This window comes from Dyadobacter sp. HNCC25DJ186, assembly GCF_056895235.1.
Genome location: NZ_JBXHAS010000011.1, coordinates 20880 through 39103, shown reverse-complemented (window position 1 = coordinate 39103; position 18224 = coordinate 20880). Strand labels below are relative to the sequence as shown.

Annotated in this window: 9 protein-coding genes; 8 read left to right on the top strand and 1 reads right to left on the bottom strand. The window is 44.2% G+C overall.

The window, feature by feature from the left end; all coding sequences use genetic code 11:
- Window positions 1-223: 223 nt before the first annotated feature.
- The 6 genes from AC1XUO_RS24465 (at window position 224) to AC1XUO_RS24440 (ending at window position 11919) form a co-directional block, all read left to right on the top strand.
- A complete protein-coding gene (locus AC1XUO_RS24465) occupies window positions 224-2959 on the top strand; it encodes a substrate-binding domain-containing protein (RefSeq protein WP_483332464.1) in 2736 nt (911 codons plus the stop codon).
- 266 nt (window positions 2960-3225) lie between these two features.
- On the top strand, window positions 3226-4548 hold the full coding sequence (locus AC1XUO_RS24460) for a sugar porter family MFS transporter (protein WP_483332463.1): 1323 nt from the start codon (window positions 3226-3228) through the stop codon (window positions 4546-4548).
- A 13-nt stretch (window positions 4549-4561) separates the two neighbouring features.
- Window positions 4562-5449, top strand: coding sequence for a carbohydrate kinase family protein (locus AC1XUO_RS24455; protein WP_483332462.1), 888 nt, complete (start codon window positions 4562-4564; stop codon window positions 5447-5449).
- Window positions 5450-5453: 4 nt separating this feature from the next.
- Entirely contained in the window at window positions 5454-8612 is a 3159-nt protein-coding gene (locus tag AC1XUO_RS24450; RefSeq protein ID WP_483332461.1) for a SusC/RagA family TonB-linked outer membrane protein, read from the top strand.
- A gap of 13 nt (window positions 8613-8625) precedes the next feature.
- Window positions 8626-10335 (top strand): RagB/SusD family nutrient uptake outer membrane protein, encoded by a 1710-nt coding sequence (locus tag AC1XUO_RS24445; RefSeq protein ID WP_483332460.1) that lies wholly within the window; start codon window positions 8626-8628, stop codon window positions 10333-10335.
- An 81-nt stretch (window positions 10336-10416) separates the two neighbouring features.
- The gene (locus AC1XUO_RS24440; RefSeq protein ID WP_483332459.1) at window positions 10417-11919 is read left to right on the top strand and encodes a glycoside hydrolase family 32 protein; all 1503 of its coding nucleotides are present in this window, start codon (window positions 10417-10419) and stop codon (window positions 11917-11919) included.
- A gap of 237 nt (window positions 11920-12156) precedes the next feature.
- Here the strand turns inward: AC1XUO_RS24440 and AC1XUO_RS24435 are convergent, their stop codons facing one another.
- Window positions 12157-13320, bottom strand: a complete 1164-nt coding sequence (locus AC1XUO_RS24435; protein ID WP_483332458.1) for a LacI family DNA-binding transcriptional regulator — start codon at window positions 13318-13320, stop codon at window positions 12157-12159.
- A gap of 332 nt (window positions 13321-13652) precedes the next feature.
- On the opposite strand from AC1XUO_RS24435, the gene AC1XUO_RS24430 reads away from it, so the two are divergent.
- Together AC1XUO_RS24430 and AC1XUO_RS24425 are read left to right on the top strand one after the other, a co-directional pair.
- Window positions 13653-16676: a SusC/RagA family TonB-linked outer membrane protein gene (locus AC1XUO_RS24430; protein ID WP_483332457.1), complete on the top strand. Its 3024-nt coding sequence runs from the start codon at window positions 13653-13655 to the stop codon at window positions 16674-16676.
- Window positions 16677-16697: 21 nt separating this feature from the next.
- On the top strand, window positions 16698-18194 hold the full coding sequence (locus tag AC1XUO_RS24425) for a RagB/SusD family nutrient uptake outer membrane protein (RefSeq protein WP_483332456.1): 1497 nt from the start codon (window positions 16698-16700) through the stop codon (window positions 18192-18194).
- Window positions 18195-18224: the final 30 nt, after the last annotated feature.

The window sequence follows — 18224 nt, the reverse complement described above, 5'->3', positions numbered from 1 at the left end:
GACCCGTTTTTATTCTCTAAATTTGTCTGTGGAGTCAGTTAGGTAACAAGCGTATTGACAATCTATAAAATTTCCGGTCGTATCAGATATTCTACAAATGCGCGTTTGGTATCCTCGTTTAATTTTTTCGTACTGCACACATCGCAATTTTAACAATTTGTTTGAAATATGAACAATAACAGACTTGACCTAATCCAGAATATTGCATAAACAGCTGAAAGAATTGAAATACTTCGCCACCATCATCATTCTATTTGTTTTAAGCGCCTGCTCTAAAAAGGAGCCCAAACAATTCACGATTGGCTTTTCGCAATGCACAGGTGCGGACGAATGGCGTAAGACCATGCAGGAGAGTATGTACCGGGAGTTGTCTTTCAATCCGGAGATTAACTTTATTATGAAAGATGCTGGCGGGCAGAGCAAAAAACAGATCACACAAATAGAAGAACTTCTGAATCAGGATATTGATCTGCTTATCATATCACCTAACGAAGCCGAGCCTATTACGCCTATTGTTGAAAAAGCATATCAAAACGGTATTCCGGTCATCATTCTCGACCGGCGCACCAATTCTGACCAGTATACTGCTTATGTTGGTGCGGACAATGTGGAGGTTGGGCAAATCGCGGGAGCATATACGAATACGCTGTTAAAAGGAAACGGAGAGGTAATTGAAATAAGTGAAAAACCGGGCTCATCGGCGGATATTGACCGACACAAGGGTTTTATGGAAACTATTAACCGTTTCCCTGGAATTAAACTAAAAGCAAAACTGGATGGCGACTGGGATAAATATTCCTTTGAAACGCCGCTTACCAAACTTCTGAAAACCCATCCGGATATTGACGTTATTTTCTGTCAGAATGACCGCCGAGCACTCACAGCATTTAAGGTGTGTAAAAATTTAGGCCTGGAAAAAAAGATACGGTTAATCGGTGTCGACGGGCTGTCAGGAATCAATGGCGGGATAGATCTGGTTGATAAAGGTATTTTGAATGCCACGATTTTATATCCAACAGGAGGCGAAGAGGCAATAAGGACAGCAATTTCAATCCTGCAAAAACAACCTTTTAAAAGGGAGAACCGGCTTCAGATCACCATGATAGATTCGACCAACGTCCGGATCATGAAATTGCAGAGTGAAAAACTGGTGGCGCAGCAGCAGGATATAGAGCGCCGCCAGGAGAAAATCGAAGAGCAGCGCGCTATTTCAGAAAATCAGAGTATTGTCATTTATAATGTATCCATCACCCTGGCGCTTGCATTGATTTTTGGAGCCATTTCCTTTTACTCTTTACGTGAAAACAGGAAGATCAACCGCCGGCTGGAAGTTCAGAATCATGAAATATCGGATCAGAAAAACCAGATTGAACAGCTTGCCCAAAGTGCTGAAATTGAAAATGAATCCAAACTCAAATTTTTCACCAACATTTCGCACGAATTCCGTACGCCTCTTACGCTGATTCTTGCACCTATTGAGGATGTTTTGGCCAGCGAAAAAATCCGGGATCCATTGATCAGACAAGAACTTTCGATGATCCGTAAAAATACGCTCAGACTGCTCAGGCTTGTGAGCCAGCTGATGGATTTCAGGAAATTGGGAAGTCACCGTATGCAGGTACGCGCCGGCGAGCATAATCTGATAACATTTGTAAAAGATATCATGGTTGCGTTTGAAAGAATTGCTTCAAAACGTAAAATTGATTTTCAGTTGATCACCCGGGAGGCCGAAGTGATGGTTTGGTTCGACCCCATGATGCTGGATAAAGTGATCTTTAACTTACTTTCTAATGCCTTTAAGTTTACGGCTGACAAAGGAAGGGTTTATTTGTATATCAAAACATCCGCGCCGGATAAGGTGCAGATTACCGTGGAAGACAATGGAATCGGGATGACGGAATCGGAAGTTGCACATATTTTTGAGGTATTTTATCAGGCTGAAAGCGGCTACAAAGCACTGGGAACAGGTTTGGGCCTCGCACTTTCCAAAGAGCTTATTTCGTTGCACAAAGGAAGTATTTCAGTAGTCAGCCAGCCTAACAAAGAAACTGCCTTTACGATTGAGTTGCCTCTTGGTAATACCCATTTTCAGCAGGAAGAGTTGCGCGCAGAACAAACGGAGGATTTTTCTTTGATCCGCAACTTTGAACTTCAGGAAGAACAAATCGGTCCGGAAGCTTCTTCTGCAAATGAAGTTTCATCCCATGACCAGTCTGTCCTGATCATCGAGGACAACAGCGACCTGGTGCGGCTTATGGAACAAAAGTTAAAAATGCATTATCAAATCTGGGTTGCGAATGATGGTGAAGAGGGTTTGAGACTGGCTTTCGAGCATATTCCGGATCTGATCGTGTGCGATGTAACATTACCTAAAAAAGACGGACTCAGTGTGAGTTCAATACTGAAAACAGATTTCCGCACCTCGCACATTCCGGTGATCCTGCTAACAGCAAGGACTACAATTGAGCAGCAGATAGAAGGCATCCAAACAGGAGTGGATGCTTATATCACAAAGCCTTTTAATCTTCAGTATGTGCAGGAAAGTATAAAAACCTTACTCAAAAACCGGTCGTTGCTGCGTGAACATTATACCAGTGAACTGCCGATTGAAACGTCGTCTGCATCGAATCCCAATAAACTCGACAAGAAATTTATCACACAATTCACAGCCTATGTTGAAGAACATTATGACAATTCTGAACTGAGTGTGGAAGACATCGGCAGAGATCTTGGGATGTCAAGGGTGCAGCTTTACCGCAAAGTAAAAGCACTGGTAGGCATGAGTGTCAACGAATACATCCAGCAGGTCAGGCTCAATAAAGCCAGGTTCCTGCTGAGGCGGGACGACCTTACGATCGCAGATATCGCCTACAAGGTAGGATTCTCCTCTCCTACCTATTTTTCAACAGCCTTCAAGGGAAAATATAATCAAACGCCGATGGAATATAAAAAATCATAAGTAACCTTACTTATATATTATATTTTAAATCAATTATACAATTATCTGACATACCAGTAATTAAAAATGATACATTTTTGAAAGTTTATGTATCATTTTTGAAATACTGTTGATGTATCAAAATTTAAATCCCTCCCTAAATCATTGATTATCACAAGTATATCGCTTCGAAATACCATTGTATCAAAGTTTAACTTTTTTGAGATATTATTTAGTTATTCCGGGTAGCCTATGGCGGTAGTTTTGACAAAAAATCAGAACTATCAATGAAAAACAGTAAGGTATTAGTTTGGTCGGTCGTCGTAGCCCTTGGCGGATTTCTTTTTGGCTTCGACACCGCCGTTATTTCCGGGGCGGAAAAAGCGATTCAGCAATTATGGGATTTGTCTGCCGTTGAACATGGTTTCACCGTTTCCATTGCCTTAATAGGAACAGTAATCGGCGCGATGTTGGGTGGAATTCCGGCTGACCGGCTGGGAAGAAAAACAACCTTATTTTGGATCGCCGTTTTATACCTTGTTTCTTCCCTGGGCTCCGCGTTTGCCACCGACTGGTATACATTTATTTTCTTCCGTTTTATTGGCGGCCTGGGCGTAGGTGCTTCTTCCGTTGCAGCTCCGATGTATATATCTGAAATCTCTCCTGCCAAGTCGCGTGGAAAAATGGTCGGCCTTTTCCAGTTCAACGTCGTTTTCGGAATACTTATCGCTTATTTTTCTAATTACTTCATGCAGGACATGGGAGATAATGCCTGGCGCTGGATGCTGGGAGTTCAAGCGGTGCCCTCCCTTATTTTCCTATTATCCATTTTATACGTTCCTGAAAGTCCACGTTGGCTGATCATGAAAAAAGGCGATGTGCAACAGGCTAAAAAAGTGCTGGACATTATCGATCCCGACACCAGTGAAGAAACCTTATTCGCGATCCTGAATGCAAACGAGCAGTCAAAAGATAAGCCAAAAGCCAGGTTGTTCTCTGCAAAATACAAAACGCCCGTTACACTGGCTATTCTGTTTGCCGTGTTCAATCAGGTCTCAGGAATTAATGCCATCATCTATTACAGCCCACGTATTTTTGAAATGACCGGATTGGGTGCAAAAGCAGCATTTTTATCGTCCGCCGGCATCGGTTTGGTCAACTTTGCCTTTACACTTCTTGCCATCAATTTTATTGATCGTTTTGGCAGACGTACCCTGATGGCCATCGGCTCGGTAGGTGTTATTATCACGCTGGGACTCGTTGCCAGGGCCTTTTTTATACAGGATTTCACGGGCGTTCCGGTTTTTCTTTTTGTTTACATCGCATTTTTTGCCTTCTCGCAAGGAGCTGTCATCTGGGTATTTATTTCAGAAATTTTCCCCAACGAAGTGCGTGCCAACGGGCAGGCGCTCGGAAGTTTTACACACTGGTTCATGGCGGCCATTATCGCATTTTCCTTCCCCATCATTTCCGAACACCTGGGCGGTGGGATCACATTTTCATTCTTCGCAGTCATGATGGTTTTACAGCTGATTTTCGTGTGGCGGATCATGCCTGAAACGAAAGGTACCTCGCTGGAACGCACCGACAAAACTATGATTTTACATTAATTTCTCATTTTATATGAAACCTAAAATAACCGTTTTTGGAGAAATGTTATGGGATATGCTGCCTTCGGGAAAGCAGCCCGGCGGAGCGCCCATGAATGTAGCTATCCATCTCAAAAACTTTGATATGGACCCTGCCTTTATCAGCAGAGTTGGTGATGACGACCTGGGTGTCGAACTTATGGATTATCTGAACGATCAGAATTTCAATACAGACTTTATCCAAACCGGAGTTACCCACCTGACCGGAATTGTAAAAGTCAACCTGACCGACAAAACAGAGGTTACTTATAAAATTGTACAGCCAGTTGCCTGGGATTACATCCAGGTTACGCCGGAAAACAAACAACTGGTAAAAGATTCAGATGCTTTTGTGTTTGGGACGCTTTCGGTTCGCAGTCAGCAGTCGCGTGATACGCTTTTTGAGTTGTTGAAAGATGCCAGGCTAAAAGTATTTGACGTAAACATCCGTCCCCCACATCTGGACAGGACTACAACCGAACAGCTTTTGAAAGAGGCAGATATTGTAAAGGTAAACGAGCATGAGCTCAATATCGTTTGCGGTTGGTTTGGCATACAACCTGAGCTGGAAAGCCAGATGAAATTTCTTTACGAACGTTTCGAGCTGAAACTGGTTTGTGTCACGCTGGGAGCCGATGGAGCAATCACACTTTCCAGTGAAGGTTTTCACGCACAAAGCGGCTATGAAGTGGAAGTACAGGATACCATAGGCAGCGGAGATTCATTCCTGGCTATGTTTCTTAAAGAATATATGTGTGGCTCTCCCATCAATCTGGCACTCCAAAAAGCCTGTGCTGTCGGTGCATTGGTTGCTTCATACCATGGTGCTACACCACACATCGCTGAATCAGAACTCGATCATTTCATAAACATTAAACAATAATTTCATGAAAAAAAGATTACTAATGCTGGCGTTTGCCATCCTGTGCGGCCTGCAATTTGCATGGGCACAAAACAAAGGTACCCTGACCGGTATCGTTAAGGCCTCAGACGGGCTTAGTCTGCCGGGTGTAAGCATACTTGAAAAAGGAACGACTAACGGTGCGATTACAGATGTTGATGGAAAATATTCCATTTCGGTTTCCCCTTCTGCGACGCTGGTGTTTTCTTACGTGGGTATGATCGCTCAGGAACTTCCGGCCGGTAACAGTTCCAAACTGGATGTAACGCTGGAATACGATTCCAAAAATCTTGGCGAAGTGGTTGTGGTTGGTTATACATCTTCAAAAAAGGAAGATCTAACCGGAGCGATTGCGGTGGTCGATATGGCACCGCTTAAAAATATCAGCTCAGGAAATCCAATGCAGGCATTGCAGGGACGTGTTCCAGGGTTATATATTGAAAAAACAGGTTCACCTAATGGTACCAATTCAAGGATACTGATCCGGGGAGCCAACACGCTTGGAAATACGGACCCTCTTTACATCATTGATGGTGTGCCTACAAAAAGACCGGAAGTTTTTCAAGGATTAAATCCAAATTCAATTGAGTCCATCCAGGTGCTTAAAGATGCCTCCGCTTCTTCTATTTACGGTTCAAGGGCTTCTAATGGCGTCATTATCGTTACAACCAAAAACGGTGCAAATACCAACGGAAAGATCAATGTTGATTTTAACAGCAGCATTTCCGCACAGTCGGAAAAATATGCGCGGTTTAAAATGCTGAATTCAGTCGACAGAGGCAGGGCTTTATGGAGAGCATCTGTAAATGACGGTGTTAATCCAGAAGACGGTTACGGTGCGCTTTATGCATTTGACTGGAACAAGGATTTTAGTAACCCTGTGCTGAACGGTGTTACGGTTCAACCTTTGGTAGGCGGAAACCCGAACATGCCGGCAGGTGATACTGACTGGCAAAAGGAAATGTATAAAACAGGCATTGTTACCAATAACGAACTAACCATATCAGGTGGAAATAAAACCTCTTCCCTGCAGGTCAATCTTGGCTACTTCAAAAATACCGGTATGCTGAGGTTTACAGATTACGAAAAAATCAGCGGCCGGATCAATGCTTTGACCAGCGCCTTTGATCAGAAACTAAAAATCGGTGCCAATGTGCAGCTGGCGACTTCCAATGAAACGCTGGCTTCTACCGACATCGGCGGCGCACTGACACCCGGCCTGGCTGTGACACTTGCTCCCACCATTCCGGTTTACGCCAAAGATGGTTCCTGGGGTGGAGCGATCGGTTCCGGTTACTCGGATAGAAACAATCCTCTTCACATGCAGGATATCAATAAATGGGATAACACAAACCGAATGACACTTTTTGGTAATGTTTTTGTCGAAATCCAGCCGGTAAAAAATCTCTTTATCAAAACAAGTCTGGGTGCTGATAATGCAAACTATCGTTTTAAAAACATCGAGCAGGCTTTCGAAGAAGGTTCTTTCGGACGCACCAGCAACAGTTTGACACTGGATGAAAACCGCTATCTAAGTCTGACCTGGACAAACACGGCACGTTATAACCTTGATCTTGGAAATAATCACCTGAAATTTCTGATCGGTACCGAAGCAATTAAAAATACACTGGATAACCAGATTGCAAGAAAAGAAGGATTTGGTGTTCAAACCGAGGATTATTTCGTACTAAATGCAGGCACGGGTAATACCAACGTAACCGGAACAGGTACAGGAAGCCGGTTATTATCACAATTTGCGCGGATTGACTATGGTTTTTCTGACCGCTATCTGGCAGCGGTCACGATCCGCCGCGATGGTTCTTCCCGCTTTGGTAGCCAGAATGCCTATGGTATTTTCCCGGCAGCTTCGATTGGATGGAGAATTGACAGAGAAGCATTCTTTAAAAATGTAAAGAAAATCAGTAACCTGAAACTTCGTGCAGGCGTCGGGCGGGTTGGTAACCAGGAAATCGGAGATCTGGCACGGTTCGGATTGTATGACACGCGCTATGGCAGCAGACAATCACAATTTCCAAACGGGCACAACAGCTTTTTTGATCAGTATTATAACATCGGAACGGCTTACGATCTGAATGGAGCGAATACGGGAAACCTTCCCTCGGGAATTGTTTCAATTCAGGGTGCTAACCCTAATCTGAAATGGGAAAGTACCAATGAAGCAAACGTTGGTGTCGATTTTGGATTTCTTGATGGAAGTATCCAGGGTTCATTTGACTATTTCACCCGCAAAACCAGTGACATCCTGATCACACCGCCTGTTGCCTCTGCCGTGGGCGAAGGACAATTAAAAGTGGTGAACGGTGCTGCAAAATCCAATCGTGGTTTTGAATTTTCGATGGGATATTATGCCAAACCAAAAGGCGATTTTACCTACAATATCATGACCGGTGTCAGCCGCTTCAGGGATAAAATTACTGAACTGCCGGAAGAAGTAAGAGCCGCTTATGCAGGAAATGTAACAAACACAATCCTTGGACATTCACAGTTTGATCTATTCGGTTATAAAACCAACGGTCTTTTCCAAAATCAACAGGAAGTAGACGCAGCACCGACCCAGGTAGGCGCTGGTCCGGGCCGCATCCGTTATGTAGATACAAACGGTGACGGAAGAATTGATGATCTGGACCGGGTTTTCTTTGGCACAACGCTGCCGGCATTTGAATACAACCTGAAAGTGGAAGTGTTTTACAAAAACTTTGATCTGTCTGTTTTTGGCTCAGGCATTGCAGGCAGAAAAGGATTTGATTCGTATACCTTTTACAACAACTTCGTCCGCGGCCGCGAGAATGTCGGACCGGGTGTATTCGACGCATGGTCAACAACAAATACAGGTTCCAGGATCCCCGCACTTTCTCTATCTGACTCCAACAATGAAACAAGGACTTCGGACTATTTTAACGTGAACACTTCTTACTTCAAGCTTAGAAATGTACAGTTGGGTTATGCTATCAATTCAGCCTTTGTTGAGAAAATCAAGCTGCAGCGCATCCGTATTTATGTAATGGCAGAAAATCTTTTCCTTGTCAAATCCAAAAGTTTCCTTGGACCCGATCCGGAACGCACAGATATCAACGCCATTCCGATTCCACGCACGCTTACTGTTGGACTAAATGTTTCATTCTAATCCTTTTCGAACAATGAAAAATAAATATATATATTCCCTTGCACTGGCTGGCAGCCTTTTGATCACTTCATCCTGCAAGGATTACCTTGACTATCAGCCTCAGGGGTTGTTGTCATCCGATAACGTAAAGTCAGCGTCAGCTGCGGAATCTCTGGTAACAGCCGCTTATGCAGGAATCGGGAATGATGAGATGATCGGCCCCATGACCAGTATGTGGGTTTATGGAAGTGTCCGCTCAGACGATGCGTATAAGGGCGGCGGCGGTGTTGCCGATGTTGCCGAAGTAGACTTTTACGAACATTACAACCTGACAAGACCGGATCTGACCTTCATGCATCCGTATACCTGGGAGAATTTTTACAAAGCCATTTCCAGAGCCAATGCCGCACTGGCCAGCCTGAACACAGTTACCGAGGAGGAATTCCCTTTGAAAAAAACGCGCGAGGCTGAAATGCGTTTCCTTCGCGGCCACTCCCACTTTATGCTTAAAATGCTCTTCAAAAACATCCCTTACATTACCGAAGTAATGAGCAGCGAGGATATCCTGAAAGAGTCTAACGTGCGGTATAAAAACGATGAACTATGGAATAAAATAGGCGAAGACTTCCAGTTTGCCATGGACAATCTGCCGCAGAAACAGAATCAGGTTGGCCGCGCCAACAAATTATCCGCAGCCGCCTACCTTGCTAAGCTGAGGTTATATCAGGCTTATGAGCAGGACGATACGCATAAGGTTACAAGCATCAATAAAACCAGATTGCAGGAGGTTGTTACACTCACCCAGCAGGTTATTGCCTCAGGACAATACAGCCTGCAACCCGATTTTGCTGAAAACTTCATTGCCGAAACCGAGAACGGTCCGGAGTCAATTTTTGCCATTCAGTATTCTATCAACGACGGTACCGCTGCCGGCAGATTAAGTTATGTGACAGGACTGAACTACCCGCATGGAGCGCCCCAGTACGGATGCTGCGGCTTTCACCAGCCAAGTCAGAATCTCGCAAATGCTTACAAAACGGATGCAAACGGCCTGCCATTATTTGATACCTTCAATGATAAAAATGTAGATTTCAACTCAGAAACTGTTGATCCGCGCGTAGACCATACCATTGGCATTGACGGACATCCTTACAAATACGATGCGACCAAGCCATTCAGCAACAGTTGGATACGTGACCCGGGCGTTTATGGATTTTTTCACACGATGAAAGAGCAACAGCTTTCTACGAGTTCTTCATATCATAAGGAAGGTCCTTTTATTGGCTCGTCAAAAAACATTGATATCATCCGCTACGATGATGTGATCCTGATGCAGGCCGAAGCTTATATCGAACTTGGGCAGCAGGCACTGGCACTTCCGCTGATCAACCAGATCAGAAGACGCGCAGCGGCAAGTACCGGGCGGCTAAAAAAGACGGATGGAACCATGCCATCCAGATATAATATCAAAGAGTATGCATCGGGCTGGTCTCAGGATTTTGCAAGAAAGGCATTACAGTGGGAAAGAAGGCTGGAATTTGCCACTGAAAGTCCGCGTTTCTTTGACCTCGTACGTTGGGGAATTGCTGAAAAGACATTGAATGCGTACATTGACAAGGAAAAAACAAGAAGACAGTTTCTGGCGACAGCAAAATTCACTGCGGGAAGAGATGAATACCTCCCTATTCCACAGCGGGAGATAAGTTTCACAAAAGGTCTTTATAAACAAAATCCGGGATTTTAGCAGGGCCTTCGGCAGTCGGCTTTCAGCGGGTCAAACGCTGATCGCTGACTGCCGGTTTCCCATTTCAAACCAACATTTTTTATGAAAAAAATAACGATTTGCCTGTTTATCATATCACTGTGGGCAGGATCTGCACTGGTAGCACAGGACTTTAAGGAAAAGTTCCGCCCTCAATTCCATTTTACACCAAAGGCCAACTGGATGAACGACCCTAACGGTATGGTGTATCACAACGGAATTTACCACCTTTTCTATCAATACTATCCGGACGCCAAAGTTTGGGGACCGATGCACTGGGGACATGCAACAAGTAAAGATATGATCTCGTGGAAAGAGCAGCCAATTGCTTTATATCCTGACAGTCTTGGTTATATATTTTCGGGAAGTGCGGTGGTCGACAAAAACAATACGGCCGGGTTTGGGAAAAATGCACTTGTAGCCATTTTCACGCATCATGATCCCGTGCAGGAAAAGTTAAAGACGGGAAAACATGAAACACAAAGCATCGCATACAGCCTGGACGATGGCAAAACCTGGACCAAATACAAAGGTAATCCTGTTCTTGCAAATCCTGGCATCAGCGATTTCCGGGATCCAAAAGTAAGGTGGTTTGAGCCTCAGAAAAAATGGATCATGACATTAGCAACAAAAGACCGGATCACGTTTTACTCCTCTACGGATCTTAAATCATGGTCCCGCGAAAGCGATTTTGGTGCCAGTGAGGGCGGACATGGCGGTGTGTGGGAATGTCCGGACCTTTTTCCTGTAAAACATGAAGGAAAAGAAATGTGGGTACTGATCGTGAACATCAATCCAGGAGGCCCAAATAAAGGTTCTGCGGGCCAGTATTTCCTGGGCGATTTTGATGGAAAAACCTTCACTTCCAACTCAAAAGAAACCAAATGGCTGGATTACGGAACAGATAATTATGCTGCCGTTACCTTTTCAAATACCGGTGAGCGCAACATTCTGATGGGTTGGATGAGCAACTGGCAGTACGCCAATCAAGTTCCGACCGATCCCTGGCGCAGTGCCAATACGATCGCCCGTGAGCTGGGTTTGAAAACGGTTGGGAAAGAGACTTACCTTACCTCGGTTCCGGTTAAGGAGCTGGATGTCATAAATTCCACAGGTTTTTCGCTGAAAAATTTGAAAGTGAAAGGTCAATTAAACCTGACAGATAAAGCGAAAAATAATACGGGCTTATTCCGCCTTGATTTAACTGCCGAAAGCAAAGAAGACTTTTCAATAGTGCTGGCAAATCAGGCGGGGAACGAAGTTATCGTCGGATATGACAAAGCCGCAAATCAGTTTTACATCGACCGCTCCAAGTCGGGTCATATAGACTTTGAAAAAGGTTTTGCAGCAAAACACGTCGCGCCAAGGTTTGCGGAAACAAGTAGTATTCCTCTCACATTGATCGCCGATGTAGCCTCAGTTGAACTATTCGCTGACAACGGACTTACCGTAATGACCGATATTTTCTTTCCTGAAAACCCTTTGTCCGAATTGTTCATCAAATCTGTCTCGGGAATTACTGTTGAAAATTTGAAATATTCGGTTTTGAAACCTTCGGTAAGGTAAGTAACCGCTCCACAGCCGGGCTTGCCTCTATTTTCAACAAGCGAAAAATTATTTAAAAAGCTCAAAAATACTGCGAGTTGCGAATGGTATGGGCGTGAAAAATGTGATTCTTAAAATCTGATTGCCCGCCAAAATCTCAGTAAAACCAATATAAGTCAAGGACTTAGCAAATTTGCTAGGTCCTTGCCTGTTTTCGTACAATACAGTTTCTATAGACATAGCGATATACATAAATTCTTAAATGCGCCTCGAAGATCCTCTGACAATCAACTCCGTATTCAGTATTTTTTCCAATGGCAGAGAAATATCAGCATCCGAATCCACCATTTGTAAAATCCATTGTGCCGTTGTTGTTCCTATTTCCATAGTAGGCTGGCGGATCGTGGTGAGTCCTGGACCTATATAGGCAGATTCGGGATTGTCACTAAAACCGACGACGCCTAATTCTTCCGGAATTCTGATTCCTTTTTCCATAGCCATTAACATGATTTCAATGGCTGCCGAATCGTTTACAGCGAAAATGGCGTCCGGTCTGTTTTCCAGATCCAGTAAATATTTGCCATAAATCCTGGCTTTCTGATGGGAAAACATACCCTGAATAATCATGTTCTCTTCAATAGTCTTTCCATGTTTTTCCATAGCTGCCCGGTACCCGCGCAGGCGCTCCCGACTGACCAGCAATGTAAGCGGCCCTCCGAGGTGCGCAATGCGCTCATAACCATTTAATATTAAATGCTCAACTGCCGAAAATGAGGCATCGAAATCGTTAACCACTACCTTGGGAGCCGCTATGTTATCACAGACCCGATTGAAAAGGATCAGTGGAATACCACGTTTTTCAAAAACTTTTAAATGATCAAAATTATTTGTTTCCTGCGTCAGAGAAATTAATAAACCATCAATACGGTTAGCAAGCATCGTTCTGGTATTGGATACTTCAACCGGATACGACTCATTGGACTGCATGATGGTGAGATTATAACCCGCCTCAGTGAGCACATTGTGCGCACCAATAATAACATTTGGAAAAAAGGGATTGTGAAATTCTGGGACAATCATTCCAATCGTATTGGTCCTGCTTTTTACCAAATTATAAGCCAGCTGATTGGGTTGATAATCCATTTGCGAAGCCATATCCAGCACGGCCTGGCGCGTTTCAGGACTAATATCCGCATGGCCGTGCAGAGCCCGCGAAACAGTTGAGTTAGACACGCCAATGGAACGCGCGATATCAATGATCGTTGTTTGATGCCGCCTGTTTTTTTGTCGTGGAACTGGATGTCGTGGATCGGCAAGGGTAAAGAAATAATTACAAGCCTTACAGACATACCGCTGTTTATTGCGGACATAACCAGCCTTCATAATCGACCCTACGTCGGAACACTTGGGACAGCTTATCATTGTACTATTCTAATATTTATAATGTTTTCAATAGAAACGATCTGTGAATTGAGCAAATATAGAAATAATTAAATTATCATATTTAACATGACCATAACCATATATCGGTAACGTATCCGCAAACGTAACCGATAGTTTTAGTGATAATCCTAGACTAATTTGGCTTTATTCTCTCTTGACAGGCCATCGCTATCCCTGTATCTTCAACATAGTTATCAGCCAAAACGGCCATTTAGCCAGTTTTTTATTCTCGCAATTGAATTTAAATATTTTGACGATTTCTGTGAGCGTTGGTACTATTTCAATATTAAACGTTTTAATCCTTTCTATTTATGCTAAAAAAATTACTCGGTTTATTTTTACTGATGTGCCTGCAGCTGGTTCTGCTACAGGATGGCCTGGCACAAACCAGCACCGTCACCGGCAAAGTGACAGACGAAAAAGGCGAAGGAATTCCTGGTGCAAGTATAGCGGTAAAAGGCACGCAGCAGGGTACGCTTACGAATGTTGAAGGTTTTTACACACTCGATGTTGCCGCTTCAGGCACGCTTGTCATTTCATTTGTAGGCTATTTACGGGAAGAGATCGGCATCAACAACCGCTCCAGAGTAGATGTCAAATTGAAATCGGATACGAAAGCTTTGGAAGAAGTAGTAGTAGTGGGTTATGGTACGCAGCGGAAAATTGAAACCACTGGGTCCATAGCTTCTGTAAAATCAGATGAACTCACCCAATTGCCCATAACGAATGTAGCGCAGGGGCTGCAATCCCGTGTTTCAGGTGTGCAAATCAGCCAGAATTCAGGCTCTCCTGGCGGTAATATCAGCGTGAGAATCCGCGGTACAAATTCTATTAACGGGAACGCCGAGCCTCTTTATGTAATTGATGGAATCCAGATATCAAACAGTGGCGGAATTAATGATATAAGCCCTCTTTCTACAATTAACCCCAATGATATTGAATCTGTAGAAGTTTTAAAAGACGCCTCTGCTTCTGCTATCTATGGGGCGCGCGCAGCGAATGGCGTTATTCTGATCACGACCAAACGCGGAAAAGCAGGTAAAACGAACGTTTCGCTGGAAAGTTATTACGGCGTGCAGCAGGTTACAAAAAAACTAGACGTATTGAACGCGGCGGAGTTTGCTCAGCTGGAAAACGAAACTTTTAAAAACAATGCTTATGCGGATCCGGCAAGTCTTGGAGAAGGCGTTGACTGGCAGGACTTAATCTTCCAAAAAGCACCGATCCAAAATCATCAGCTTACCATCAGCGGCGGTTCAGAGAAGACACAATTATCTCTTTCTGCCAATTATTTTGATCAGGATGGCGTGATCATAAATTCGGATTTCAAACGCTTTACGTACCGCCTTAATGTTGATCACAATGTCAGCAAAAAACTACGCGTGGGGACGAGCGTAATGGGCAGTTTTTCAAGAAATAACGGAATTGAGGCCGGAAGTACCACTGTTGGTGATGCCGGTGTCGTAACCGGAAGTGTTCTGGGCGCAGCAATAGGTGCGCCTCCGACTTTACAGCCTTATAAAGAAGATGGCTCTATTTTCCCATTTGCAGAACAGGGTAACGGACAATACCGGGAGGTAATTAATCCCCTGAATTATACTTCCATTATGCGCAAGCGCAACATTAAAAGAGCTTTGATTAACCTTTATGGAGAATATACCATCCTGCCTGGCCTGACTTACCGAGCGTCCTTTAATGCGGATGTGGATTCGAGACTTTACGATACTTATCTACCCATTTCTATCATTGCCGTCAAAGACCGTAACGATAACTCGGGAACTGCTGCCAAGTTTAATTCCAATTTCTTAGGCATTCTGCATGAAAGTGTGCTTTCATATAGTACTAAATTCGCTGCAAACCACAGCTTGAAATTCACCGGTTTGTTTGCAACGCAGACAGAGAAATACAACGACAACCAAATCAACGCAACCGGCTTTCCGAATGATGCCACTAAAAACGAAGCACTCCAACTGGCATTGAACAGGACCATATCAAGCAGCCGGAACATGCAGCGACTTGACTCTTACATGGGGAGGATTAATTACGGTTTTAAGGACCGGTATTTTATTGACGTTACCGCACGTATGGATGGTTCAAGCAAGTTCGGAGCCAACCATAAATACGGATTTTTCCCTGCCATATCTGCCGCATGGAGGATTATTGAAGAGCCATTTATGAAGGATCTTTCCTGGCTTTCTGACTTAAAAATTCGTGGCAGTTACGGGATTACAGGAAACGCAGGTGGAATTGACCCTTATCAATCTCTGGCGACCGTAGCTTCTGGCGGTGGTTATAACATCAATCATACCTACTTTACGGCCATCCGTCCTTCCGGGATCTCAAACCCGGATCTTCGATGGGAAAAGTCAACACAGACCAACGTTGGTATTGATGCAAGTTTGCTTAACAACCGCATCTCTCTGATCATGGATTACTACATCAAAAAGACTGATGACCTTCTCTATATCAAAACCTTGCCGCTTTCATCTGGTTACAGCAGCATAACCGGAAATTACGGTTCTCTTGAAAACAAAGGACTTGAAATCGCAGCCAGTGCCAATCTACTGGACGGGCCCGTGAAATGGAGTATCAATGGCAATATTACCTTTAACCGAAACAAAATACTCGATCTGGACGGAGGCACAACCAACGAAAGATTTATCACAAACTACACTGTTCTGAAAGTCGGGCAGCCGCTTGGTGTTTTCAAAACCTATGTTTTCGATGGCATCAATCAAAGCGGTGAGGCAATTATTCCTGGCTACGACGGCAGGTTAGGCGGACATAAAGTGAAAGACCTTAACGATGATGGTGTGATCAATTCCGCAGATCAGATGATTACGGGTAATCCTAACCCGAAGTTCATTTACGGTTTCTCAACAAATATTACCTTTAAAAAATTTGATTTGAGCGCCTTTTTCTCGGGAACACAAGGAAATGATATTTACAACATCAGCCGACTGTCATTCGAAAATCCACTGGGCCAGCGAAATCTCTTTCAAGGCGTTCAAAACCGCTGGACACCTCAAAATCCAAACAATCAATACGTAAGCCCAGCCGTAGCCGGCCGCTTGCCAATTTCTTCATATCCGGTTGAAGATGGTTCTTACCTCCGCTTTAAAAACCTGATGCTGGGCTATACGCTTCCAAACATTAAGGGGTTAAGCAGGCTTCGGATTTATGTGAGTGGCAACAACCTGTTCACATTCACGAAATACTCCGGTTTTGATCCTGAGGTAAATACCTACGCGAGTTCAAACACGACCATTGGTATTGACAACCTGGTTTATCCACAGTCGAAATCCTTTTTGGGAGGTATTCAACTTACTTTTTAAGAGCCCTAAATCAAATGTAATATGACACTTTTGAAAAATTCATTCAAGAATATTATTCCCCTTCTGACGCTTGCATTCGGGATTAGTTCCTGCCAGCTGGAAGAAGAAGTTTACTCTTCGATCTTTGTAGAATCCTTCTATAAAACAGCTTCCGACTCTGAAAAAGGACTTCTGGCCGTTTACGACGCACTCGGCGGTTTATACGGCGGTCCGGCGGCAACGATGGTGCCCGATTACAGCGCTGATCAGATATATCCCCGGGGTGTTGTTGGCCGTAATTCGCTGACACTTTTTACGGTAGAACCGACTTATACCATTCAGAAAAGCGCTGGCCGTACGAACGAGTCTCCGCAGCAACTATGGATTTCTTCATACAGCGGAATAGAAAAGGCAAACTGGATTATTGCCAAAGTACCCGATGCAACGATGAATGAAACGCGTAAAAACCAGATCATCGGTGAGGCTTATTTCCTGAGGGCCTTCTATTTCTGGACATTGGCTAAAAACTTCGGCGACGTGGTGATCAAAACAGAACCGAGCGTAACAGAAGCCAAAGCCTATTTCCCAAAAAGCTCCAAAGCGGATGTTTACAAACAAATTTACAACGACCTGGATAAGGCTACACAAGCGGGTTTGCCTTCTTACCCGGCCAATGAAAAAGGTCGTCCCTCCAGAGAAGCTGTAGATGCACTGTATGCCAAAGCTGCACTTTATAATGAAGATTGGGCCAAGGCGCTGGAAAAGGCGCAGATCGTGATCACGTCAGGAAAATATGCGCTTATCCCGAATGTGATGGATGTGTTCAGCTATCTGAAAGAAGACGAGGCCCGCAAAGAAAACATCTGGGCTTTTGAAGCTGACCCTATCACACCGGGCACGAGCCACCAGCTTGTAGGTCTTTCCGGACCGGTGGGAAGTGCCGGGGTGGAATATGCCAAGACATCGTTCGGATCAATGTTCGCCTACATGTCGTTTTTCAATTCCTTCGATCCGAAGGATAAACGCAGACAATTATTGGATACAACATATCTGGACCGATCGGGAAAATGGGTTCCCCAAAAGAGTATCACTCCGATCACAACGGATGCCGTTTTAATCAAAAAATACCAGGACCCCGTTTCCAGCACTGGTTTGATCCCGAACATACCCATCCTTCGCTTAGCAGATATTTACCTGATCGCAGCCGAAGCAGAAGCACGTTTGAACGGCCCATCGGTAAAAGCCTACGAATACATTAACGCCATCCGCACCCGGGCGGGTCTTACCGAGTTGACCAAAGGGCTCGGCAAAGATGCTTTCATTGATGCGGTAATACAGGAGCGATCATGGGAATTATTTGCGGAAGGTGACCGGTGGTATGACCTGACAAGAACGGACAAATTTATGGCCGTAGTTACAAAAGCCGTGAACACGGTGTATCCTGCACGTCCTGTTCAGGCCAAACACAAGTATTTCCCGATTCCGCAGGATGAGATCAATGCCAATCCACAGCTTGAACAAAATCCGGATTGGAAGTAGAAGATAGGGAATGCTGAAATTAAAACTGAT